Source organism: Candidatus Edwardsbacteria bacterium RifOxyA12_full_54_48 (assembly GCA_001777915.1).
In the GTDB taxonomy this organism is placed as follows: Bacteria; Edwardsbacteria; AC1; order AC1; family EtOH8; genus UBA2226.
This window is the reverse complement of record MFFN01000002.1, coordinates 205,146-228,792: the sequence shown is the minus strand read 5'-3', so window position 1 is coordinate 228,792 and position 23,647 is coordinate 205,146. Positions and strand designations below refer to the sequence as shown.

Annotated in this window: 15 protein-coding genes; all 15 read left to right on the top strand. The window is 55.2% G+C overall.

Going from position 1 to position 23,647, the window contains the following annotated elements; all coding sequences use genetic code 11:
* Positions 1-3 precede the first annotated feature (3 nt).
* The 15 genes from A2273_06890 to A2273_06820 all read left to right on the top strand — a co-directional run bounded on the left by A2273_06890 (position 4) and on the right by A2273_06820 (position 23,541).
* A complete protein-coding gene (locus A2273_06890) occupies positions 4-861 on the top strand; it encodes a hypothetical protein (GenBank protein ID OGF08657.1) in 858 nt (285 codons plus the stop codon).
* A gap of 257 nt (positions 862-1,118) precedes the next feature.
* Positions 1,119-5,027, top strand: a complete 3,909-nt coding sequence (locus A2273_06885) for a hypothetical protein (GenBank protein OGF08656.1) — start codon at positions 1,119-1,121, stop codon at positions 5,025-5,027.
* A gap of 33 nt (positions 5,028-5,060) precedes the next feature.
* Positions 5,061-7,535 (top strand): hypothetical protein, encoded by a 2,475-nt coding sequence (locus tag A2273_06880; protein OGF08655.1) that lies wholly within the window; start codon positions 5,061-5,063, stop codon positions 7,533-7,535.
* 33 nt (positions 7,536-7,568) lie between these two features.
* Positions 7,569-10,820 carry a hypothetical protein gene (locus A2273_06875; protein OGF08654.1) on the top strand — a complete coding sequence of 1,084 codons (3,252 nt, stop codon included), beginning with the start codon at positions 7,569-7,571 and terminating at the stop codon, positions 10,818-10,820.
* Positions 10,817-11,629, top strand: a complete 813-nt coding sequence (locus A2273_06870; protein OGF08653.1) for a hypothetical protein — start codon at positions 10,817-10,819, stop codon at positions 11,627-11,629. Before A2273_06875 ends, A2273_06870 begins: the two co-directional genes overlap by 4 nt.
* 80 nt (positions 11,630-11,709) lie before the next feature.
* On the top strand, positions 11,710-12,567 hold the full coding sequence (locus A2273_06865) for a hypothetical protein (GenBank protein OGF08652.1): 858 nt from the start codon (positions 11,710-11,712) through the stop codon (positions 12,565-12,567).
* Positions 12,568-12,571: 4 nt separating this feature from the next.
* Positions 12,572-15,952, top strand: coding sequence for a hypothetical protein (locus tag A2273_06860; protein OGF08651.1), 3,381 nt, complete (start codon positions 12,572-12,574; stop codon positions 15,950-15,952).
* 1 nt (position 15,953) lies between these two features.
* Positions 15,954-17,633, top strand: coding sequence for a hypothetical protein (locus A2273_06855; GenBank protein ID OGF08650.1), 1,680 nt, complete (start codon positions 15,954-15,956; stop codon positions 17,631-17,633).
* A 112-nt stretch (positions 17,634-17,745) separates the two neighbouring features.
* A complete protein-coding gene (locus tag A2273_06850; GenBank protein OGF08649.1) occupies positions 17,746-18,390 on the top strand; it encodes a fructose-6-phosphate aldolase in 645 nt (214 codons plus the stop codon).
* Positions 18,391-18,393: 3 nt separating this feature from the next.
* A complete protein-coding gene (locus tag A2273_06845; GenBank protein ID OGF08648.1) occupies positions 18,394-19,206 on the top strand; it encodes a transketolase in 813 nt (270 codons plus the stop codon).
* Between the two features lie 67 nt (positions 19,207-19,273).
* On the top strand, positions 19,274-19,774 hold the full coding sequence (locus A2273_06840; GenBank protein ID OGF08749.1) for an NADH dehydrogenase: 501 nt from the start codon (positions 19,274-19,276) through the stop codon (positions 19,772-19,774).
* Between the two features lie 135 nt (positions 19,775-19,909).
* On the top strand, positions 19,910-21,046 hold the full coding sequence (locus tag A2273_06835) for an aldo/keto reductase (protein OGF08647.1): 1,137 nt from the start codon (positions 19,910-19,912) through the stop codon (positions 21,044-21,046).
* Between the two features lie 105 nt (positions 21,047-21,151).
* Positions 21,152-21,655, top strand: coding sequence for a hypothetical protein (locus A2273_06830; GenBank protein OGF08646.1), 504 nt, complete (start codon positions 21,152-21,154; stop codon positions 21,653-21,655).
* A 45-nt stretch (positions 21,656-21,700) separates the two neighbouring features.
* Positions 21,701-22,651 (top strand): transketolase, encoded by a 951-nt coding sequence (locus A2273_06825; GenBank protein OGF08645.1) that lies wholly within the window; start codon positions 21,701-21,703, stop codon positions 22,649-22,651.
* Between the two features lie 2 nt (positions 22,652-22,653).
* Positions 22,654-23,541 carry a hypothetical protein gene (locus tag A2273_06820; GenBank protein OGF08644.1) on the top strand — a complete coding sequence of 296 codons (888 nt, stop codon included), beginning with the start codon at positions 22,654-22,656 and terminating at the stop codon, positions 23,539-23,541.
* Positions 23,542-23,647: the final 106 nt, after the last annotated feature.

The window sequence follows — 23,647 nt, the reverse complement described above, 5'->3', positions numbered from 1 at the left end:
TTAATGGATACAAAGATGTTTCAGGGAATCATGATCTTTATTTTAGGCCTGTTATTCGGCTCCTTTGCCAATGTCTGCATCTGGCGGATACCCCGCAAAGAGGAGATCGTCTTCACTCCTTCGCATTGCCCCAGATGCCTCGGTGGGATCAGATGGTATGATAATATCCCGGTATTAAGCTATCTATTCTTGGGCCGAAAATGCCGCAGCTGCAAAGCCCAGATATCATGGCGCTACCCGTTGGTGGAGATCTTGAGCGCACTATTGTTCCTGGGGATTTATCTTAAATTCGGGGCCGACTGGAGGCTGGCGGGGTACATTCCCTTCGTCTGGGCCATGCTGGTGATCTCGGCCATAGACATCGAACACTACATCATTCCCGATGTCTTTTCCCTCTCCGGCCTGGCTATGGGTCTTTTATTGGCAGCCCTGGCTACCTTTGGGGTCCCGGTGGACCTGACCGTGTTCGGTCGGGGGGATGTCCTGTCGCAGTGGCCCTTGGTGGACAGCGCCATCGGCGTGGTGCTGGGGGGTGGATTCCTTTGGCTGGCGGCCTGGCTGGGGGAAAAGGTGTTCAAACAGGAGGCCATGGGCGGGGGGGACATCAAGCTGGCGGCAATGATCGGGGCCTTTTTCGGCTGGAAGGCCGTGCTGGTAAGTTTCTTCCTGGCCTTCCTGGCCGGATCGGTTGTCGGTCTGCTGCTGATCCTATTGGGCCGGGCTAAAAAAAGTGAAGCTCCGGAAGGAATAAAGCCCAAGGCCATGGTTCCCTTCGGGCCGTTTTTGGCCTTGGGCGGCATCCTGTCACTTTTCTGGGGCAGGGAATTGCTGGGGGTTTATTTAAGTTTTTTCGGGATGTAAAATACAATCTAACCCCTTGACAAATAACCTAATTTAGATTATAGTTAGGGCAGATTAAATGGAGATTTTATAAGGATATTAAAGTCAGTGACCCTGGTTTAAATTTTCAGTGCTGGGGGTGTTTGTTAATTTAAGAATTGACGAATATCCTGTTTTGGCATGTAAAGATTTAAACGACACTGGCTTTTTACTATCATGTCAACCTTACAAAAGCCGGGTCTCTTAACGGGATACCGGTTTTTATTATTATTAAAAATATGACAAAAAAGACCACATATGCCCTGATTTTGGTTATAGCGGCCTGCGGCCTGCTTAGGGCAGAGACCCGGTTGGTTTCGGCCGATGCCTACTCCGCCCTCATCGAATACAGCATGGAACAGCCGGAGTTCAAGCTTAATACCGATGGGGAGCAGACCATATTTCTGCCCGGCTGCCAGACGGCCGGGGAGCCCGGAGCGCCGGCTACTTTGGAGCACCCGATCAGCCTGGGCGTTCCGGAAGGGGCCCGGGTAAAATTGCAGGTTATCTCGGTGGAATCGGAGGATATCCGCGATTTCAACCTAGCCCCGGTCCCCGCACTGGTATCATCTGGGCAGTCCGGCCTGGGCTCATACCGGTATGTTAAGAACCCTTCGCACTATGGCCAGGCGGGCATGCTGCCCGGGACAATTGCCAGCCTGGCGTCGGTCGAAAGGCTGCGGCAATATAACATCGCCGGAATAAAGATGAGCCCGGTCCAATACGATCCGTTGGTGGGCGTATTAAGGCTGAACAAAAGAATTTTGGTCAGGGTCAGCTGGGATATTGCCGGGCGGGATAACCATCCCCGGCCGGATCCGGCTTTTGCCCCGGTATTCTCAAAACTGCTGATCAATTATCCCCAAAGCCGCAATTGGAAGGTTTCTGAAAAAACCTCCAAAGCAAAAGCGGCCGACCCGTTTGACGGGCATTCCGTCTGGTACAAATTGTCGGTGCTGCAGGAGGGCATCTACCGCCTGGATTATGATCACCTGCTGCGCAACGGGATCGACCCGGCGGTCATCGATCCCCGGACCATCAAGATATTCTCCGGCGGCTCGGCGGCCCTGCCCAAGGACCGGAACATCGCCGCGCCGGACACCATGAAACAGATGGCCATATTGGTCCGGGGGCAGGAGGATGGCCGGTTCGACCGAGGCGATCATATAATATTCTACGGGCAGGACCTGTCCGGCTGGCACAAGAATTCAAAATTGACCACCCCGCAGTTCTTCAACCCCTATGCCGACACCAACTGCTATTGGCTGACCTGGGGCGGGGATAACGGCCGGCGGATGCAGACCAGAAATTGCGAACCCGGCCCGGGAAACCTGCAGCCGTTACAGTCTTTTGCCGATACTTTGCATTTTGAACAGGACAAGTTCAATCCCTTCAATTCCGGAGAGTTCTACTATTGGGCGAACCTGAAGAGGGCTTCCTCGGAAAACAGCCGGACATATTCGTATGACCTGGCCACCCCCGGGGTGCAAGGAACAAACGCGAAATTGCGCATATCACTAAGGGCCGGCATATATTCCAAACATCATTTTGTGTGGGGATTGAATGGGCTAACCACTAAAGATTTATCGTGGACCGGCAGTCCTGGACCGACAGCCGATGGTGGTCACGAGCCGATTAGCAGCAGGGAATTGACCGATTCAACGAGTATCGATAATCTGCAGGATGCAACCAACGCTCTGACAATAAGTCTTTTAAAGGAAGATGCGGATACTACCGATGCCATATATTTCAACTGGTTGGAATTAGCATACTCACGCAAATATCAGGCCTACAAGGGTGGCCTTAAATTCCGAGCTGATTCCTCGGGCCAATCTGTTAACCGTTTCCATCTGACTGGATTCAATTCCGACAGCTGCCAATTGCTGGATATCTCTGATCCCGAGGCCCCGATGTCTCTGCAAACCTCAAAGATATTTCCGGCCTACATTCAGTTTGACGACGGCTGGGAAAAAGGTAACAGGTATTTTGTGTCGGCATCATCGGCCTGGCTCAAGCCGAACAGGGTGGAAGCCTACCAGCCAAACCGCTTGAGGGAACTATGCGCCGATGTCAAATATCTTATTATTGCTGCCGACCAACTATGGCCCCAGGCCCAGGATTTGCTGAATCATCATAAGGCCAAACCGGAGCAGCAGCCGGCCCGGGCGGTGAAGCTCTCCTGGATCTACAATGAATTTGGGTTCGGGGTAAACGACCCGGCGGCCATCCGCAATTTTCTCAAATATATTTATACTAATTCCGGCGGCACCAGCCCGGTCTGGTGTGTGCTTTTCGGTAACGGCAACTACGACTACCGGCATATCGACCGTTCCATCGCCAATTCCAATCTGGTGCCCACCCATCAAGAAGATATTCTTTATTTTATGCTGAAGGAGTATCAACTGCATTCCCACGATGACTGGTACGCATATTTTACCACCGGCCTGTATCCCCAGTTCTCCATCGCCCGCCTGCCGGCAGCCAACAGCGAGGAGGCCTGGGCGGTGGTAAATAAAACGATCAATTACGATTCGCCCAAAACCCTGTCTCCTTGGCGATCTCAGGCATTGTTAGTAGCTGATGATGATGATAAGAACGCAACGGAAACATTATATGGTCACCTGCCGGAAATATATTCTGTTCAGAAGGTATATGGGACCAGCTATCCCCTGGAGGGTGCTTACAAACCCAGCGCCAGGGCCGATCTTAACAAATTCTGGAATGAAGGAGCGGGAATAATCAATTTCATCGGCCATGGCGCCTGGTGGACCTGGGGACACGAGTGGTACTTTCGCGATACCGACATACCCTATCTGTCCAACGGCAGCCGCCTGCCATTGGTGATAACCGCTTCCTGCGGTGTCTCTCGTTTCGATAACCCATATTATAGATGCATCAATTCATTAGTGGTCACCAAAGCCTCCGGCGGGGCCGTAGCCTCCTTTGGCAGCACCCGCGAGGGTTATGTCGGGCGAAATGAAACCCTGAATTATAATTTATATTACGCTTTATTTGACTCGGTTTTTAACCTGGGAACAGCTGTGTTGTACGCTAAGTTTATAACAATAGATCCCGTCAACAATGAGTGCTACACTTTGTTGGGCGACCCCGGGATCAGGTTCGGCCAGCCCCAGAATCCAGTAATCGTCACCGTAAGTTCCGACACCCTCTACAATCAGGGACGATACAATATCAGCGGAGCCGTGAACGCCGCCAGCAATTTTTCGGGCAGGGTGATGTTGGAGCTGAGGGATATTCCCGACAATAGCAATGGCTATCTGCTTCCCGGGAATATCATCTTCCGGGGGGAGTTCCCGGTGGTCAATGACAGCTTTCAAACAGTCGTCAACATACCAGACCAGCTGCATACCGGTCCGGTTTCGGGAGCCAAGGTCCGGGCCTATGCCTGGAATTCAGCGGTGGATGCCGCCGGGATTACCGCCGACACCCTCTGGATAGGCGGGGTAGACCCCGATCCCGACACCACTTATCAGGATACCTCGGCTCCGAAGATAACTGTATACGCCGGGGGGGTGGCCTTAAAGCAGGGTGATTACCTGCCCAGCCAGACCAGGTTCCGGGTGGAGATATCGGACCGAAGCGGCATTAACATCGCCCCCGGCGTCTCCAAATACGGCGAGATAAAATTTACCGTTATAAAAGACGGGGCACAGCTGGTCTCCACCGATATCGCCAAGGATTTTATTTACAGCCTTTCCAACGACACCCTGACATCCGGCGCGGCGGAGTACGCCTATAATTTTACCTCCAGCGGCAAATATACCGTCCGGGTGGAAGCCTATGATACCAGGCTGAGGAAGGGGCTGTGGGAAAATGCGATGAATGTGGAGACCGAACTGAAGGTATCCTCGATCTACAACTTTCCCAATCCTCTAAAGGACGACACCTATTTTACCTTCATGCTTTCCCAGCCGGGGGATGTGGTCATCAGAATATTCACCGTGGCCGGGAACCTGATCCGGGAGATCCCCGCCAACAACCTGAATGCCGGTTACAACCAGGTGCATTGGAACGGAAGGGATGACAGAGGAAGCATCCCGGCCAACGGGGTGTATCTTTATAAAATAACCGCCCGGGAGGACGGCCTGGAAAACTCCGGGTTCGGCAAATTAGTGATAATGCATTAATAGAACAAGATAAACTTTAGGGGAGTTCATTCAATGTTGTTTAAAAGATCAACCGGCATCGTTATGCTGTTGGCCGTGATGTTCCTTGGTTTGGCAACCGGCCCGGCTTACGCCATATCCGAGGGTGGGGCCATCTTCCTTTTGATCCGTCCCGGGGCCAGGCCCAGCGGTATGGGCAGCGCCTTCGCCGCCATCTCCGACGACGCCACCGCCACCTATTTCAACCCGGCCGGGCTGGCCTTTTTGATGCCGGATGCGGTCCAGTATTTCCAGGAGGATGATATCAAGGATTGGGCGGTCTTGGTGTCCAACCTGCAGGATAAGGATGCCTTCTATCTGGTCCAGCAGCAGGACCTGCTCGATCCCGCCTCCATCATTCTGCAGGCCGGGCAGTCGCCCCTGCTGACCGTATCGGACATTGCCGATTGGAACAAGCTGGGCGAATTTCTACGTGATTCCACCAGGGATGGCCGGGCTTACCGGCTGGTATCCGGGTGGCTGGACAGCACCGCCCGGGCCGCCATCTTCAACTCCGACAGCGTGATGACCCTGCAGGATAAATGGACCGTATTATACAGCCTGAACAAACAGATATCGTCCGACCAGGATATCTATCGCCGGTCGGTTTTGGATGGAATGGAAACCCCGCCAACCATCAGGGAGCTGATACTGACCGGTAAATATTCCCGGGATAAAAATGAGTTGACCTCCCGGGATTTTGCCGATCCCCTGGGGTTGGTCCAGCAACTGGTGGCGGCCAATGATCCCCTGTCCAGATACCTCTGGGGCAGGCTTGCTTCGCGCAGCAGAGCCGTTCTGAAAAACGGCTTGCCGGCTGATTCGGCGGCCACTATCCTGGCTGTGGAATTCAGCAAAATAATCAAGGGGAGACTTTACCAGCCCGCCAGATTGGCTAACGTGGTGTTATCTGATGCCCTTAAGGAAAGATCAGCGGTCGGCCTCAAAGGCGAAGACCTGGCATTATTCAATATGCAACTATTGGAGGCCGCCTATCCCCGGCAGATATCCCTGACGATCGATCACCGGAAGATAGGCCCGGATAACTCGATCAAGCTGAACCGAACCCTGCTGGAAAGCTACCTGCCGGAGATCATCAAACCTTACGCCCAGAGGATGGGAAAAGACTCCCTGTCGTTGTATATCGTCAGTAAGATCGGGGAACCGGGCTGGGAAAGCCTGAAGAAATATCACGGCCAGGAGGCAATGACCCCGGAGGAGGAGACCGGCGTTCTGGAATTCATGAATACCGTCATCAACGGCTATGAAACCGGAGAAGCCGGACAGAAGGATAACCTGCCGGCCTTAAAGGCAAAACGGGAGGCCCTGGAAATCCTGTTTCCGTCCGACCTGGCCTCATACCGCAAAAAGATCCAGGCTTCGCCCCAGATGCATATCAGAAGCCTGCTGGCTCCTGAATTCATCGCCATCTGCGACAGATACCGGACCAACAAGGCTGTCAGCCGGGAGGACAGGGAATCGATGCTGGGAGGGCTGAACCAGCTGCTGGCCAACCGGGCTTTATATAGAGCCGAATATTTCAAAAATGAAGACCTGGATCCGGCTGCCCTGGGCTACATCCAGGAGGGAGTCGATTATCTGAGCATTGAAGATCTTACCGCCTTGAACCGGAAACTGCTGGAATCGGCCCTGCCCGGCTCGCTGAAAAGAAAGGTCGAGCCCACTCCGCATTACGCCACCATGATGCATTCCCCCTGGCTTTCCGAGATCTGGAGCGATGTGGGGGATATGTATTATGAGTTCATCGCCTATGCCCAGCCGGTAAAGGACTGGGGGGTTTTCGGCGGGAATGTGGTCTTTCTCTCGGAAGGGACCAATCAGCGGATAGATGAAAATGAACAGGTGCTGGGGACCTTCTCCAGCTACGAATTCTCGCCCACCCTTACCTATGCCAACAAAATATACAGCAACCTGGCCGGCGGGATCAACCTGAAGCTGATCTATTCGCACCTGGCGCCCTTTGGGGCTCCGGGCGAGCAGGGAAAGGGGATCGCCACCACCTGGGCGGTGGACCTGGGGCTGCTCTATCACGGGCCGTTCGACGGTCTGGCCCTGGGCCTGAACGTCCAGAACATCGGGCCCAAGCTTACCTATATCGACGCCCAGGAGGCCGATCCCCTGTCCCGCAACGTCAGGGTCGGCACGGCTTACGACATCCTGGACGGCAAATACTCCAAACTGACCGCGGCCTGGGACTTCACCAAGACCATCGTCGACCTTTCCCCCGACCGGCCGTGGAAGGAAGAGCTCCAGGACGTGGTCCACCATCTGGGGATGGAGTACTGGTATCTGGGCCCGGCCAGCCTGGCCCTGCGGGCCGGCTATGTGCTGGACGAAGTGGGACACATCAAGGGACCCACCTACGGTGCCGGGGTGGGATTCCGCAAGATACAATTTGACTTTGCCATGGAGCCGGGCGGCGACCTGCAGAACTTCAATAAAAAATTCTCGCTGTCGGCGGTGTTTTAACATCATTCAAATCTATGAATCGGGGGAGGCATCTTGAGGTTTTCATTTAATTACATAATCAGGCCAGCCTTGATAACGGCATTGCTGGCCGGCAGTCTGCAGGGTGATGAGTTGAGGGGCCTGAAGGAGACCTGGAAGAGCTCCATGACCATTGCCGAACAGATCAAACAGCAGCCCAGGGGCTACCGGGACGCCGTTTCCACCCGCAATATCCTGGGCGGGATCCGGGCTGCCAAGGCAAAAAAGGGCATCAAGGCCGCCACCCCCGACACCATCAAGGTGCTGGTGATCAAGGCCCAGTTCCAGCTGGACAGCGACATCAATACCACCGGGAACGGGCATTTTGACTATGCCGGCAACGGGGAGCCGGTCTACACCAACAACGATCCGGCCCAGGGGCACAACCTCTATTACGAGCCGCCCCATGACAGCACCTACATCCATAACCAGATGCTGGCCATGCGAAATTACTACCGGGCGGTCTCCTACGGAAAGCTACATATCGAGTTCGAGCAGTTTCCCCAGGGCGATACCGCCGCCTATACCCTGCCGCACCAGATGGCATTCTACAGCGACTATTATAACAACTGGGACAATTGGGGAGCCGGGCTGTATTTCCTGTTCCGGGACGCCATCGTGGCGGCCGACCAGGATCCGGCCAACATTTCCTTCCGCGATTACCAGTCATATATGATCATTCATGCCGGCTCCTGCTGGCAGACCGATCCCTACGGGGCCGACATCCCCTCGGTGTTCATCTCTTTGGGCGACCAGCCGATCATCGCCAATGCCGGGCTGGATACCATCTACGATGGCATTTTGGACGCCGCCACCCAGAGCCAGGACGGCATGGTGCTGGGGTCGCAGGGCGAGTTCGCCCACGAGTTCGGCCACCAGCTGGGTCTGCCGGACCTCTACGACTACACCTACGAGTCGGCCGGGCTGGGGGAGTGGGAGCTGATGTCCTGGGGGTCGTTCAACATGAACGCCTATGTGCCGCCGCACCTTTCGGCCTGGTGCAAGGTGTTTCTGGGATGGGCCGAACCCATAGAGCTCAAGCCGGGGGACGACTTCGAGCAGGTCTTTACCTGGGTGGCCAAGGATCCCAAGGCCATCGTCAAGATACCGATCAATTCACACGAGTATTACCTGATCGAGAACCGCCGGGCCTGGGCCAACCCCAATGATCAGGTAATTTATCAAGATTCGATATACGGCTACGGATCGGACAGCAGTGCCGTCAGGGTTTGGCGAAACGGAGTGCTGGTGAAGGTGGATGATTACGATATGTCACTGCCCTTCGACCTGGGCAAAGGCGGCCTGCTGGTCTATCATGTGGACGATGACTTGATCCAACAGCGCTGGTATGACAACAGCCTGATGACCGGCACGCCCAAGGCCATCTATATGCTGGAGGCCGACCACATTCAGGATCTGCGCCACTGGGTCAGCTCGCCCTATTCCACCATTGCCAGCCCCTTTGATGCATATTTCAGGGGCAACAACGACCGGCTGGATGACGCCAGCAACCCGGCCAGCCTGGCCAACGACGGCTCTTCCACCCATATCTCCATCTACAATATCTCTCTTCCGGGGGATACCATGAAGGCCCGGGTGAAGGTGGGATGGTCGGTGCCGGGCTTCCCGGCGGTGCTGGGGGACACGGTGGACTGGAACAGCGTCAATTACCTGACCATGCATCCCGGCACCGATTCGTCATACAAGGCGGTGCTGGCCGCCGGGGTGCTGGGCAGATTGTGCGCCTGGAAGGCTGATGGTTCAGGACTGTTCAATAGGGAACGCGATACGGTGCTGGCCGGATACGACACGGTAAGCATCCGGGCGGAGATCGCCCGGGTCAAGGAAGGCAGTTATGTTTATTCCTCGCCGGCGGTGGCGGATATCGATCGGGACGGGATCCAGGAGGTATTCGTCGCCTCGTCCTATTCCATGACCGAGGGGCAGGTATCCGGATTCCGCCTGATCCCCCAGCCGGACACGGTGCTGTCGGACAATGGGAATCCCTATGTGGTTTACCACGCCACCCCGCTCCCGGGGTTCCCGGCCATCCTGCCCGGGCCGATATACTCCTCGGTGGCCCTGGGCGATGTCACCGGGGACGACACCATGGAGGTGATCGCGGCTGGCGAAGATATGAAACTGCATGTCTGGGACCATCGCGGTAATACCCTGCCGGGATTTCCGAAGGATCTGGCGATGGAGACCCGCTCCACCCCGGCTTTGGCTGAACTGGACGCCTCGTCGCCCGGCAAGGAGATCATCGTTCTTTCCGGCGACAGCCGGGTGTTCGCCTTCAAGGGGAACGGCGAATTGGTGGCGGGGTTCCCGGCGTTGCAGCCCTGGGCCGATGTGGTCAGCTCCTCCCCGGCGGTGGGAGATATCGACCGGGACGGGAATCCGGATATCGTTTGCTGCACCAACAAGGGCATCTATATAGTAGATAAGGGCGGCAAGCTTTTAAAGGGCTGGCCGGTAAGCTACAGCGGGATGGTCCTGTCTTCCCCGGCCCTGGGCGACATCGACGGGGACGGATATCTGGAACTGGCGGTGGCCATCAACAATAAACTTCATGCCTACAATTATAACGGCACCCTGGTGGAGGGCTTCCCGGTGGAGGTGTCGTCATCCCAACTGGTGCAGTCCTCTCCGATAATGGCTGACGTGGACGGGGATCGCCTGCCGGAGATCGTGATCGGCTCCCCGGACAATGCGGTGATGGCCTTCAAAAATGATGGCAGCGATGCGGCCGGCTTTCCATTGACCCTTGGCGGCCGCACCTATTCCACGCCTTTGGCCTTTGACCTGGACGGCGATACCACCGGCACCGAACTGGCCATCGGCTGCGATGACGGAAGGCTGTATGCCTGGAGCCTGCCGTCGGCCTTCTCCACCCGGACCAGCCACTGGACCGGGTTCCATAACGACCAGGCCAACTCCGGATACTTAAATTGGGATCTTTCCCAGCACCCGTTGAAGATTTCGGATAAACTGCTGGCCAATGCCTATGTGTATCCCAATCCGGCCAGGGGAAACTCGGCCAAGATAAGGTTATCGCTGAATAGCCAGGCCAATGTCAATATCAAAGTTTTCAACCTGGCCGGGGACCTGGTCCAGGATTTCAGCCAGCCGGGGTTTGCCGGAACCGAGAACGAAATATTGTGGAAACTGGGCAACCTGGCTTTCGGGATCTATCTGATCCGGCTGGAGGCTGTATCCACTAACGATACCCAATATCAGATATTGAAAGCGGCGGTGATAAGATGATGAAGTATTTTATCCATACATTCATGATGGCTGCATTTCTTGCCGGCAGCCTGCCGGCGGCGGAAAGTGCGGTGGAGGGAGACAGTCCAAGGCCCGATAGCCTGAGCATCAATGAGGTTGAGATCAGGCCTTCGGTTGCACCCCTTCCCGAGGATCCCAACAGCCAAACTGAAAGAATAAGAGTCCCGAAGAAATCCCTCAAAAAAGCTTTCTTTATGTCTCTGGTCCTTCCGGGATCCGGCGAGTATTATGCCGGTGCCAAGACCCAGGCCAAGGTTTTTTTGGGGGCCGAGGCCATGATCTGGTCCTTGGCCGCCTTCAACAAATTCCAGGGGGAGATGTGGAAGCGTGATTACCGCAACTTTGCCGCCCAGCAGGCCGGGGCCAACCCGGAACAGACCGAGGATATCTACTACCAGAATATCTACGAATACCCCAGCAGTTACTGGTACAACGAGGACATCTGGGCCGAGGCCCGAATGATCTACCCCGATGACCCCCAGGCCCAGGAAACCTATGTGGCCGGCCTGCTATACGGATCCCCCGATGACTGGGCCTGGCAGACCCAAGCTGATTGGTATCAATACCGGGGCCTGCGGGTCAGGAGCCAGGAGGCATTGCACCGGATAAGCTACTCCTACGGGGCCGCCATTTTGAACCACCTTCTTTCGGCGGTCAATGCCGCCCGGCTGACCAAACGATACAACAAGAACCGGCTGAAGAGGGCGGAGCTCGGGGAGAGCTGGCAGCTTAAGTTCCTGACCACCCGCAACTGCGATATCGGGGTGGCCCTGGGAAAAAGTTTTTAAATTCAGCGATAAACCAAAAAAATCCTCCTACCTGTGGATGCAGCCTCGGAGGATTTTTTGATTATTGGGGATCGAACATCATGAATCCAAAAAAATATCTGCTGGTCTTCGGCCTGGTGGCCCTTTCCTGCACCGCCTATATCGACCCGCCGAGGCCCTCGGCAAGGATGAATGAACGGACGGTTGATATCGCATTGCGCTATCCGCTCCAGATCACCTCCCAGGTCTCCTCGCTGGCCGCCGACCGATCGGGCAATGCCTGTTATACCCAGGCGGCCGGCTGGGTTCTGGCCTCGGCCGGCTGGGACGGAACGGAACTATTCCGTTCCGATCTGTCCCAGCCCCGGGATGTTCTAATAGCGGGCGGGGCTGACTGCTATTGGCTGCTGAACAGCCTGGACCGGAAGATCAAATGCTTCGACCGGAATGGACAGCAGTTGTCCGAAGCCGGCTTTTCCGGCATCTCGGCATCGACCGGCGCCGCCACCATCTCCGGTGACATCTATCTGCTGGACGGCATCAACGCCCAGGTCAAGGTGGTTGACCGGTCAGGATACGACCTGCGGAGTTTTCACATCGAGCTGTCCGGCGGGGGCGTTTTCCGTCCCGGCTCGATCTCGGTTGATGTCTCCCGGAACATTATGGCCCTGGCCGATTCGCGCAGCGGGATCATCATTTTCTATAATCTTTACGGGGCCAGGCACAGCACCCTGCAGATAACGGTGGGGAACCATCCCCAGGCGGTGGGTTTTGATTACCTGGGGCGGCTGTGGGTCTGCCAGCCGGAACAGGGGATGGTCGGGGTGTATGTTTATGAGGGCGAACAGTGGGTCAAACAGTTGGGGGTTCCCTTCCGGAGGCCCTATGCCATAGCCCTGAGCCCGTTCGGCAGCGGAGTTGTGGCCGAGGATGGAAGCCTGACATTCGTCAAGTTTTAGATCTATGCGGACCAGCACGGCCATAACCATTGCTGTCCTGGGCCTATGGCTCGGTTATTCCGGAGCGGAGAGCATCTCACCGATCCGGAAAAGCATCATGATAGCCGGCGACCCCGCCGTGAATGAATACCGGCTGGGGGCGCCCTTTGTTTTTGCCGGCAGCGACAGCGCCCTGGTGGGGGGGAAGCTCCTGCTGCGCAATCTGGATTATGTCATCGATTACAACCAGGGAACCATATACCTGGCATCGCCCCTGGCCTGGGGGGACACTCTCAATATTATTTATTCGGCCCTGCCTTTGCAGATACCGCCGCACAGACAGCATCTGCAGTTATTCCCCGATACCTTTGAACTGATTTCCTTGCCGGCTTCGGTCCGGCCGGCCGGATCCGACAGCCTGAGCCAATGGCTGCAGGCCAGGGACGGACAGCTGAGGTTCGGCGGCAGCAAATCCGTGGGAATAAGCTTGGGCAGCGGGAGGGACCTGTCCCTGGACCAGTCCCTGAACGTCAGGGTCAACGGGCGTCTGGGGGAGGATTTGGAGGTGAACGCCCTGCTGTCCGACCAGGGAATGCCGGTCAGCGGCAGCACCCAGGAGCTGAGCCAGATCGACAAGATATTCATCCAGGCCAACTCCTCCAACTGGTCGGCCGTGGTGGGCGATTACGACCTGTCGTACCACCGCCAGCAACTGCTTAACGTCCAGCGCCAGTTGCAGGGGCTGGACGCAGCCTTCTCCTACCGGTCCAATTCCCTGGGTTTCTCGGTGTCCAGCGCCAAGGGGAAGCCGGGCTATGTCCGTTTCTCCGGCCGGGACGGGGTTCAGGGCCCTTACCAGCTTACGGTGCCGGAAGGATCCAATTTTTTCCGGGTGCTGGCCAACAGCGACCGAATTTGGCTGGACGGGACGCTGTTGCAGCGGGGCAGCGACCGCGATTATACCCTGGACTATGACCGGGGACAGATATTGTTCACCCCCCGCCGGATGATCACCGATGATTCCAGGATCACCGCCGAGTTCGAATACTCGCTGGAGAGCTTTTCCCGAAACCTGTATTTTGTCAGCAGCGACCTGTATGCCGGAAAAAATCTGCTGATAAGCAGCGCCTATTACCAGGAATCCGACGACCCCAAACAACCGTCAGCCGGGGAGATGAACGATGTCTGGAGATCGGTTTTAACCGAGGCCGGGGACGATACCACAAAGCTTTGGGGCGACGGCGGGTCTTTGGCCGACAGCGGCAACGGGGACTACGATAAACCGGACTCCGTCTACCTGTATGCCGGAAGAGGTTTGGGCCAATATGCCGTGTCCTTCACCTGGATGGGTTCGGGAAAAGGCGATTACGTTTATGACAGTGTCCTGGGGGCTTTTGTGTATGCCGGTCAGGGGAAAGGCGACTACGCGGCTCTGAAAAGATATCCCCGTCCCGAAGAATTCCGATCGCTGGGACTGCAGCTGAAGACCCTTTGGGAGGGGGGGCGGCTGGCGGTCAACGGGGCCAGGACCTGGAAGGATCTGAACACCCTGTCGTCGCAGGATGACGGCGACAATGCCGGCGACGGCGGCAAGTACGATCTGCTCTGGCGCCGGGACACCCTGGGCTGGGGCGGTTTTGAAGTATCTGGCCGGGGCATATCATACGGCAGCGATTTCCGACCGGAGCTGAGCCTGGCCGAGGGCGATTTCGAGAGCCGCTGGGGGCTGGGGGGCTGGACCGGCCTCAAAAAAAATGACCCCCTGGAGGGGCAGCGTTCCCAGGAATATAAGGCCGGCTACTGGCCGGCCGGATATCTTAAGGTCGGCGGGGGTTGGGGACGGCTCAATCTGAGGGACGGGTTGTGGCTGCGCAAGTATCAGGGGTCCACCAGCTTCAAGCCTTGGCCGGCCCTGAGCGTATCCTATGATTACCGGAAGACCCTGCTGGGCCGGGCCTGGATCGACAGCCTGCTGTCTTCGGCCGGACGGCAGGAGCACCGGACAGAGGCTGATCTCTCCCGGGGAATTGTCAGCTACCAGGCCGGTGGCAGCAATACTTTGGACGATATCTATTATCACAGCGGTGCATCTTCGGGAGGCCGGATAATGGAAGGTTTTCTGGGGTTTGCCTGCCGCCCCAAAAAACTTAACTGGGGCAGCCGCTATTCCCGGCGCGAGGACCTGTCGCGTGACAGTCTGGGGCAGATCTGGCAGGGAACCAGCCATACCGATCAGGTCAGCAGTTTCCTGAAGTATGGCACCGGGGGATCGCTGGCCTTGAGCCTGGATCACACCTACCGCAGCAAGGTCCTCCGGCCGAACTCCCCCGGACAGGGCCAGAAAAGCAACCTGGGGCTGCTGAGGGTGGATCACTCTGCCTGGCAGCAGTCCCTTCGAACCGGATTGGATTACAGCCTTAACGCCACCGAGGCCCGCCTCTTAAAGGAAGTGTATGTCAAGGTGCCGGACCGGGCCGGGGATTACAGCTACGACTCCCTTTCCGGAGCCTACTATCCTGACACCGCCGGAAACTACCTTAAGCAGATACTGGAGGAGGGGCCATCCAGCCGGGCCAGCGAGATATCGGCCAGAAGCTATCTGCAGTTCAACCCGGGGCAGTACTTTTCTCCGGCCTGGTGGACCGGTTTCCGGCTGGACCTGGCGGCTCTGTCGGCAGTAAAATCCCTGAGAAAATTAAACCCCGCCCTGCTGGCGACCCTGCCGTCGCTGGAAAGCCATCCCCGGGATATTTCCGGGTCGATGGAGCTTTCGGGGGATGTCGGCTATTATGCCGGGGGCGGCTGGAACGCCAGGCTGCTGTATCGCTGGCGCAGGGACCGCGACAACCAGACCTTGGCCACCGCCACGGTGCGCCGCAGCAACGAACGGAAAGCCGAGTTAGGGTATCCGCTGGATGACAGGACCCGGCTATCGTTCTATTTTTCATCGAATATAACGGAGGCCTACAACGACCTGGTAGGCCTGGAAAGCAGCGCCCGGCCTGATGTTCTGGGAACTGATATATTGCATAGTCTCAGCCGGCAGCTCGATCTGAACGCCAGGCTGGAGGCCGGAAGAGAGAGGATCCAGCGATATAACCTGCCGGTGCCGGTCACTAATTTCCAGCATTGGTCGTTGTCCCCCGGCCTGTCCCGGAAATTGTCTCTGTCCGGACAACTTAGGCTGGAGGCCGGGGCGACCTACCGGAAGGCCGACCAGCCTTGGGAAAACATTCCGCTGGAGTTCCGCTACACCCGCCCCCTGGACTGGACCAAGACCTGGCGGGCAACTTACGATTACCGGATGAACAGCTATTTCACCATATCCTCTTCTTACGACGGCCGGAAAGAGGCCGGAAACCGAACCGCTCACAACGGAAGGATGGAGGTCAGGGCTTATTTTTAAAATGAGAGCATACATTCTGCCGGCGGCCATGGTGCTGGCCCTGGCTTCGGCGGCCTGGCCGGCGGTGATCGGGCGGATGGATTATGACGGGCAGTCTCCGTTCAGCACAAGGCAGATGAATGCCATTATCGGCTTCCAAACGGAAACCGGCCTGTCTTCGGAAAGCTTGGCGGCGGGGCTGAATAAACTGCTGGCGGAATTGAACCGGGCCGGATGTTTTCTGGCCGGGCTGGAGCTGGAGTATTCGCCCGACAGCACCCAGGCCAAAGTAAAAATAACCAACGGCATCATTCCCACCGCCGGAAATATAATAATCACCGGCAACAGCTATCTGGGTCAGAATTACCTGGAAAGCCAGCTATCTGTCCGGCCAAAGGGAACTCTTTCGGAAGGCCAGATACTAAGTGACATTGCAGCGCTGTCCCTGATATACGCCGATAATGGGTTCCCCCATGCCAGAATAGCGGTCGGGGATTTCTCCCTGTCCGGCAGCCGGCTGGATTACAGCTACCAGATCGTGGAAGGCCCCCGGGCAAACATAGATAAAATCAGGTTTTCCGGCAATGTCCAGACCAAAGAGTATGCTTTGCTGAGATTATCGGGCCTGGCTCCGGGAGTGGTGTTCAACCGAAAAAACATTGAAAAGGGACGGGCCAGACTCATCAAGAGCGGGCTTTTCCGGACGGTGTCCGAGCCAGTTCTGACCGCCGGCGACCGGGCGGGATCCGAGAACCTGCTGATCGCCCTGGAGGAAGGGCGTTACAACAATATCTTCGGAGCCCTGGGATACAACCGTGATCAGACCCGGCAGAACGGCTGGCTGACCGGCAGCCTTGACATGGCCTTCTCCAATCTGGGCGGGGCGGGGCGCCGGGCCAAGATCAGCTGGCAGCGCCTGCGCCAGGAGAACAGCCGGCTGTCGGCCGAATTCTCCACCCCCTGGATATTCTCCCTGAACCTGGGCCTTACCGCGACGGTCAGCCACCGCATCGAGGACTCCACCTATACCCAAAGCTCGGGCAGACTGATGGCGGATCTTCCGGCCGGAGAGCATTTCACCGCCGGAGTGGGGGCCGAGGCGGTGCGGGTGGTGCCGGGGTCGGCCCAGTTTATCGGGCGAAACATCAAATACAACTCGCTGTGGTCTCTGGAGGCCGATTACCGGGACGGGTCTGTCAGCCCCCGGGGCTTCTGGTCAAAATTAGAGATCGAATATGGCCGTAAAAGATATTATGACCCCTCGGTTCAATTGACGGTCTCCCGGGTCAAACTGGACGCCAGCCAGGTCCGGGATATTTTCAAACGGCAGGCCCTTTCTGCCGCCGCCCATCTTCGGGCGGTTATCTCCAGTGAAAAGCCCGTTCCCCGGCCGGACCAGTTCTCCATGGGCGGGGCCGCTTCCTTGCGGGGCTACTGGGAGGAGCAGTTCATCGCCAACCAGCTGGCCTGGGGCAATCTGGAGTACCGCTATTCGCCGGACCGCCGTTTGGAGTTGTTTCCGTTCTACGATCTGGGCTATTACTATGATCCGGAGAGGGGGCTGCGGGGCTACCGCTCCGGATACGGGGCCGGTTTCAGGATGGACACCGCCCTGGGCTGGGTCAGCCTGGTCTACGGGCTGGGCCGGGGGGACGGTTGGGGACAGGGCAAGGTCCATATCAGCCTGAACAGCGATTTCTAGGCGGTTGACAAACCGGGGCATTTTAAGTATAATGGAACCCGATGTCAGATAAGAATTTGCTTTCGTTCATCATCAGGAACGAAGGTTTTTTAATTAATACAGGAGCGCTAAAATGAAGCTGTTCATAGATACCGCCAACGTGTCCGAGATCAAAGAGGCCGCCAGCTGGGGGATCATCGACGGAGTGACCACCAATCCCAGCCTGATCGCCAAGGAGGGGCGCGATTTCGCCCAGGTGGTCAAGGAGATCTGCGCCATAGTGGACGGGCCGGTTTCGGCCGAGGTGTTAAGCCCCGACGCCCCCGGCATGCTGAAGGAGGCCCAGCCGCTGATCAAGATCCATCCCAATGTGGCCGTCAAGATTCCGATGACCCTGGAGGGCTTGAAGGCGGTCAAGGAACTGTCGGCCCAGGGCGTCAAGACGCACATCACCCTGGTGTTCTCGGCCAACCAGGCGCTGTTGGCGGCCAAGGCCGGGGCCACCTTCATCAGCCCCTTCGTGGGGCGGCTGGATGATGTTTCGGAGTACGGCATCGGCCTGATAGAGGAGATCGTCCAGATCTACGGAAACTACGACCTGCCCACCCAGGTGCTGGCGGCCAGCATCCGAACGCCCCTGCATGTGCTGGACTGCGCCAAGATAGGGGCACATATCGCCACGGTGCCCTTCAGTGTGCTGAAGATGCTGGCCCAGCATCCCCTGACCGATATCGGGATCAAGAAATTCAATGACGACTGGGCCAAGGCAAAGAAATAAAAGATGACCCTCCCGCAGTTAAAAATAATAGCCCGACAGATACGCCGGGATATAATCGAGATGACCTATCAGGCGGGCTCCGGGCATCCCGGCGGTTCGCTTTCGGCGGCCGATATCATGGCGGTCCTGTATTTCGATGTTATGAAACACGATCCCCAAAAACCAGAATGGCAAAAGCGGGACCGGTTCTTTTTATCCAAGGGCCACGCCTGTCCGGTGCTGTATGCCGCCTTAGCCGAAGCGGGTTACTTTTCAAAAAAGCATCTGGCCGCCTTCCGGCATCTGGGTTCTGTCTTGCAGGGGCATCCTCATCGGTTAAAAACCCCGGGGGTGGAGATGTCCAGCGGCTCGCTGGGACAGGGATTGTCCATTGCAGCCGGAACGGCCCTGGGATTGAGGATGGACGGCGGTAAACATAGGGTCTTCTGCCTGATGGGAGACGGGGAACTGCAGGAGGGGCAGATCTGGGAGGCGGCCATGGCCGCCGGACATTTCAAGCTGAATAATCTTATCGGCATTGTGGATTACAACAACCTGCAGATAGACGGACCGGTGGAGAAGGTGATGGGCCTGGCCCCGCTGGCCGACAAATGGCGGGCCTTCCGCTGGAATGTCATCGAGGTTGACGGGCATGATATACAGCGGATAAAAAAAGCCTTTATCAAGGCCGGGCAGTCAAAGACAAGGCCCACCGTCATCATAGCCCGAACGGTCAAGGGCAAGGGCGTTTCCTTCATGGAGAACCAGGCCGGCTGGCACGGCAGGGCGCCGAATAGGGAAGAATATATGAAAGCAATCGCAGAGTTGAATCGTTGAAAGGTTGAACGGTTTAAACTTGTTCAACCTGTTAAACTTTTATACCATAGCAGGGAATATGGAAACCATCAAAGCCATCATGACCCGGCGCAGCATCCGCAGTTACACCGGCAAGAAAGTATCGGCCTCGCAGATCAAGAAGCTGCTGGAAGCCGCCATGAATGCCCCCTCGGCCTGCAATCAGCAGGCCTGGCAGTTCATCGTGGTGTCGGATCGAAAAGTGTTGACCGCCATCACCAAGATCCATCCCTATGCCCAGATGCTAAAACAGGCCTCCTGTTCCATAGTGGTCTGCGGCGATATCAAAGCCGAGCAATGCAAGGATTACTGGGTGCAGGACTGCTCGGCGGCCACCCAGAACATTCTGCTGGCCGCCCATGCCCTGGGCCTGGGGGCGGTGTGGCTGGGGGTCTACCCCCGGATGGAGAGGTTGAAAAACCTGCAGAAATTGCTGGGCATGCCTAAAAAGGTGATGCCTCTATCGATAATTTCGATTGGTTATCCCAAAACCAAAGTTAAGCCAGTGAATCGTTATTCCGCTAAAAAAGTTCATCATGACAAATGGTGACTTACCCTTGTCACCCTGAGGACACATCATTGCTCGCCAAGCCGAATGGGTGAGTAGTGTCATCCTACGCCCAGCCACGTTTGTGAGTACCCTCAGGATGACATAAAGAATAATAAATGTTTGATCAATAATACAATGCAATTTCGTAAATTCGGAAAAGATGACTTTCAGGCGTCCATTTTAGGATTTGGCGCCATGCGACTGCCGCTTAAGAGTGCCGATCCGGGAGATATTGATCTGTCCCAGGCTACAGAAATGATCCGCCTGGCGGTGGACAGCGGGGTCAACTATGTCGATACCGCCTATGGCTATCACAACGGAAAGAGCGAATCGGTGGTGGGCCAGGCCCTCAGGGACGGTTACCGCCAAAAGGTCCGGCTGGCCACCAAACTGCCGTATTGGGCGGTCAATTCAATCGAAGATATGGACCGGATATTTGCCGAGCAGCTGGCCAGGCTGGAGACAGGGAAGATAGATTATTATCTGCTTCACGCCCTCAGCCAGACCGCCTGGGAGAAGCTAAAAGGCTTTAAAGTGCTGGAATGGGCTCAAAGAAAGTCGGATGCAGGCCAGATCGGCTCCCTGGGCTTTTCGTTTCACGACGGTCCGGAGGTCTTTAAACAGATAATTGACGAACATAACTGGGATTTCTGCCAGATACAGTATAACTACATGGACACCGAGAACCAAGCTGGTTCAGCCGGATTGGAATATGCTAACGCAAAAAGCATTCCGGTGATAGTGATGGAGCCGCTTAGGGGAGGTTCCTTGGCGAATCCCCCGGAAAACGTAAAAGTAATATTGGCTAAGTCCGGCATCGACCGTACTCCGGCGGAGTGGGGTCTTCTATGGGCTTGGAGCCAGCCTGGGGTTTCCCTGGTGCTCAGCGGGATGAGCAACCTGAAACAGGTCAGGGATAATCTACTGATCGCTGAGAACTCCGGGTCGTTGAAAATGTCCGAGAACGATTTGAAGGTCATAGCAGAGGTCAGAAAGGCCTATCTCGATTCCAAGGCCATAAACTGCACCCAGTGCGGCTATTGTATGCCGTGCCCCTATGGGGTCAATATCCCGGCCAATTTCGCCATGTACAACGAGGCCGAACGCTATAATAACTATAATGGCCCTAAATGGCAGTATGCCAATCGGCTGAAAGAAGAGGAGAGGGCGGCGGCATGCACCGGCTGCCAAAGATGCCTGCCAAAATGTCCCCAAAAACTGGAGATACCCGATCTGCTGGAAAAGGTTCATCAGGCTTTAAGAACACAATAAGGCCCGATGCTTAACAAATTGATTTATAAACTATTAGCAATTATATTTAACGTATTGCTTCTCTTTGGTTGTTCTTCAAGTAAAACACCAACCGAACCATATTCCATGAGACTTGACGGTTCCAAGTATATTTGGGAGCCTGATCCCGTAGCCGGGTTTATAATTGATGGATATGATGATCTGGGCCCGCGCCCCAAATTCATAAGTATTGTGTTCCCCCTGAAAAAGAATTCGGCCTTTCCTTTGCCGGGTCTCGAATTTGAATTGAATATTGACAGCATTGCCGTCGGAGTGGAGATCGAATTCGGCGATAGTACGGGTTCCGGGCATTCCAGTGTTTCTTTTCGGCCACCCTACCGCCCCACCACAAAGGAGGGGCTGGTCCTGGCCTACGAATCCAGGGAGCCGGGCGGCTGTGCCAGGATCGTGGTCGATCAAATCGATGCCCGTTATCGGGGCCTGGTAAAAGGCAGGTTGGTCTACGCCAGACTGCCGGGATATTATTATGACATCAATTCCGGCGATATAAAACCGGCACAAAAACCAACGGTGATGGAGTTCTTCAATTGGCCGTTCACGGTTTTGTTGGATAAACATCCTCTGAAATAGATTATGAGCGATCTTCATTTGGCAAAGATAACGGAACTTGGGTCAATGGAGCAGCAGCCCACCCGCTTCGGCTATGCCGAAGCCCTGCTGGAACTGGGAGCCAAGGATAAAAGGGTGGTGGTGCTGGACGCCGACCTGTCAAAATCCACCCTGACCAGCCGGTTTGCCGAGAAATATCCCAAAAGATTCTTCGATATCGGCATCGCCGAGCAGAACATGCTGGGGATGGCCGGAGGCCTGTCTTTGACCGGAAAGATCCCGTTCGTCACCACCTACGGTGTCTTTTTGACCGGGAGGGCCTGGGACCAGATACGGACCTCCATCTGCTATGCCGATCTGAATGTCAAGCTGGCCGGGGCCCACGGTGGTCTGTCGGTCGGCCCGGACGGAGCCACCCACCAGGCCTTGGAGGAGATCTCCATCATGCGGGTCCTGCCAAACATGAAGCTGATCGTCCCCTGCGATACCCATCAGGCCCGACGGGCCACCCTGGCGGCGGCCCAAATGGCCGGCCCGGTGTATATCCGATTGGGACGTGAGCCCATCCCGGTGATAACCACTCTAAAAACACCGTTCGAACCCGGCAAGGCCCAGATCATACGGCCGGGCAGGGATGTCACCATCGTGGCCTGCGGATTGATGGTTTATCTGTCACTACTTGCGGCCCATAAGCTGGCTGAAGAAGGCGTCTCTTGTGAAGTGATCAATCTGCACACCATCAAGCCAATAGACCGGAAGGCGCTGATAGCTTCGGCCAAGAAGACCGGGGCGGTGGTCACCGCCGAGGAACACCAGCTGGCCGGAGGCATGGGAAGCGCGGTGGCCGAGGTGCTGGCGCAGGAATGCCCGGTTCCCGTGGAGATGGTGGGGGTAAAGGACACCTTCGGCGAGTCCGGCCAGCCCTGGGAGCTTATGAAGAAATATCATCTGATGGATGCGGATATCATTAAAGCGATTTTCAGGGTTCTTGAGAAAAACAAAACCATTAAGAGGTAAAAATGAAAATATTTTATCACTTTATTTTCATGATTTGCATTTTATTTACAAAAGCATTTAGTGCTGAGTTTTATTTATATAATATTGTAAAGGCTGATGATTCAATTACGAGTAATAATTACATCAAACATGAGGAACTATGGGGTTTAATATATGATCTACCGAACGTTGATGATTCATTAAAATCATATAAACCGTATAAAATTCCGAATACATTGATTAAAAATAATATTTATTTGAAACCCGGCAAAACAGTAAACCTTTTAAAGAACTCTAAAATTAGCGTTGATGAGATAAGTTATTTTTATATTAAAAAAAATGAGAGCACTGGCGATGTATTTTTATATTTTAATCTTCATAATCACAATTTAATTGATAAACCCGGTGAATATCTTATAATTAATTTTCCAGATAATATGAAGCATAAGAACGGCATGCGCGAGATTAAACTGGAGAAATTATCCGACCATGTACAAGATAGTTTATTGAGTGAAATATCAAAGTATTTAAAAGCAAATAATGATAGTTTGCCGGTAAAGGGGTTTGTAAAGTCAATAATTGATACGATAATGAATGATGCTAATTTAATCAAGAAGCAAATATCTGATAGTTATGATGTTGAACATTATAGGTTAACAAAGAGTAAACTAACTATAATGCAATTCAAATCGGTGAAATCTAAAAAAGAACATTTTACTGTTATTCTGACTGATAAAATTATTAATATATTGCCATGTTCAGTATTTAATCAAACATTTTCGTTAGCTGGTGAAGTATATTTCACTTGCGAAGGTTACACCACCGGTACAGGCGCAGCGGGGATAATATTATACAAAGTGCAGAATACGAATATAATTAGAATACAAAGCGATTATTCCTTTGCAGATTAGGATAATAATGTTGGGGGTGAAGGACACCTTCGGCGAGTCCGGCCAGCCCTGGGAGCTGATGAAGAAATATCATCTGATGGACGGGGATATCATCAAGGCGGTGAAA

Bases quoted from the DNA above. Each gene is read 5' to 3' on its own strand.
- A2273_06890 (OGF08657.1), top strand. From the start codon at position 4: ATGGATACAAAGATGTTTCAGGGAATCATGATCTTTATTTTAGGCCTG.
- A2273_06885 (OGF08656.1), top strand. From the start codon at position 1,119: ATGACAAAAAAGACCACATATGCCCTGATTTTGGTTATAGCGGCCTGC.
- A2273_06880 (OGF08655.1), top strand. From the start codon at position 5,061: ATGTTGTTTAAAAGATCAACCGGCATCGTTATGCTGTTGGCCGTGATG.
- A2273_06870 (OGF08653.1), top strand. From the start codon at position 10,817: ATGATGAAGTATTTTATCCATACATTCATGATGGCTGCATTTCTTGCC.
- A2273_06865 (OGF08652.1), top strand. From the start codon at position 11,710: ATGAATCCAAAAAAATATCTGCTGGTCTTCGGCCTGGTGGCCCTTTCC.
- A2273_06860 (OGF08651.1), top strand. From the start codon at position 12,572: ATGCGGACCAGCACGGCCATAACCATTGCTGTCCTGGGCCTATGGCTC.
- A2273_06855 (OGF08650.1), top strand. From the start codon at position 15,954: ATGAGAGCATACATTCTGCCGGCGGCCATGGTGCTGGCCCTGGCTTCG.
- A2273_06850 (OGF08649.1), top strand. From the start codon at position 17,746: ATGAAGCTGTTCATAGATACCGCCAACGTGTCCGAGATCAAAGAGGCC.
- A2273_06845 (OGF08648.1), top strand. From the start codon at position 18,394: ATGACCCTCCCGCAGTTAAAAATAATAGCCCGACAGATACGCCGGGAT.
- A2273_06835 (OGF08647.1), top strand. From the start codon at position 19,910: ATGCAATTTCGTAAATTCGGAAAAGATGACTTTCAGGCGTCCATTTTA.
- A2273_06830 (OGF08646.1), top strand. From the start codon at position 21,152: ATGAGACTTGACGGTTCCAAGTATATTTGGGAGCCTGATCCCGTAGCC.
- A2273_06825 (OGF08645.1), top strand. From the start codon at position 21,701: ATGGAGCAGCAGCCCACCCGCTTCGGCTATGCCGAAGCCCTGCTGGAA.
- A2273_06820 (OGF08644.1), top strand. From the start codon at position 22,654: ATGAAAATATTTTATCACTTTATTTTCATGATTTGCATTTTATTTACA.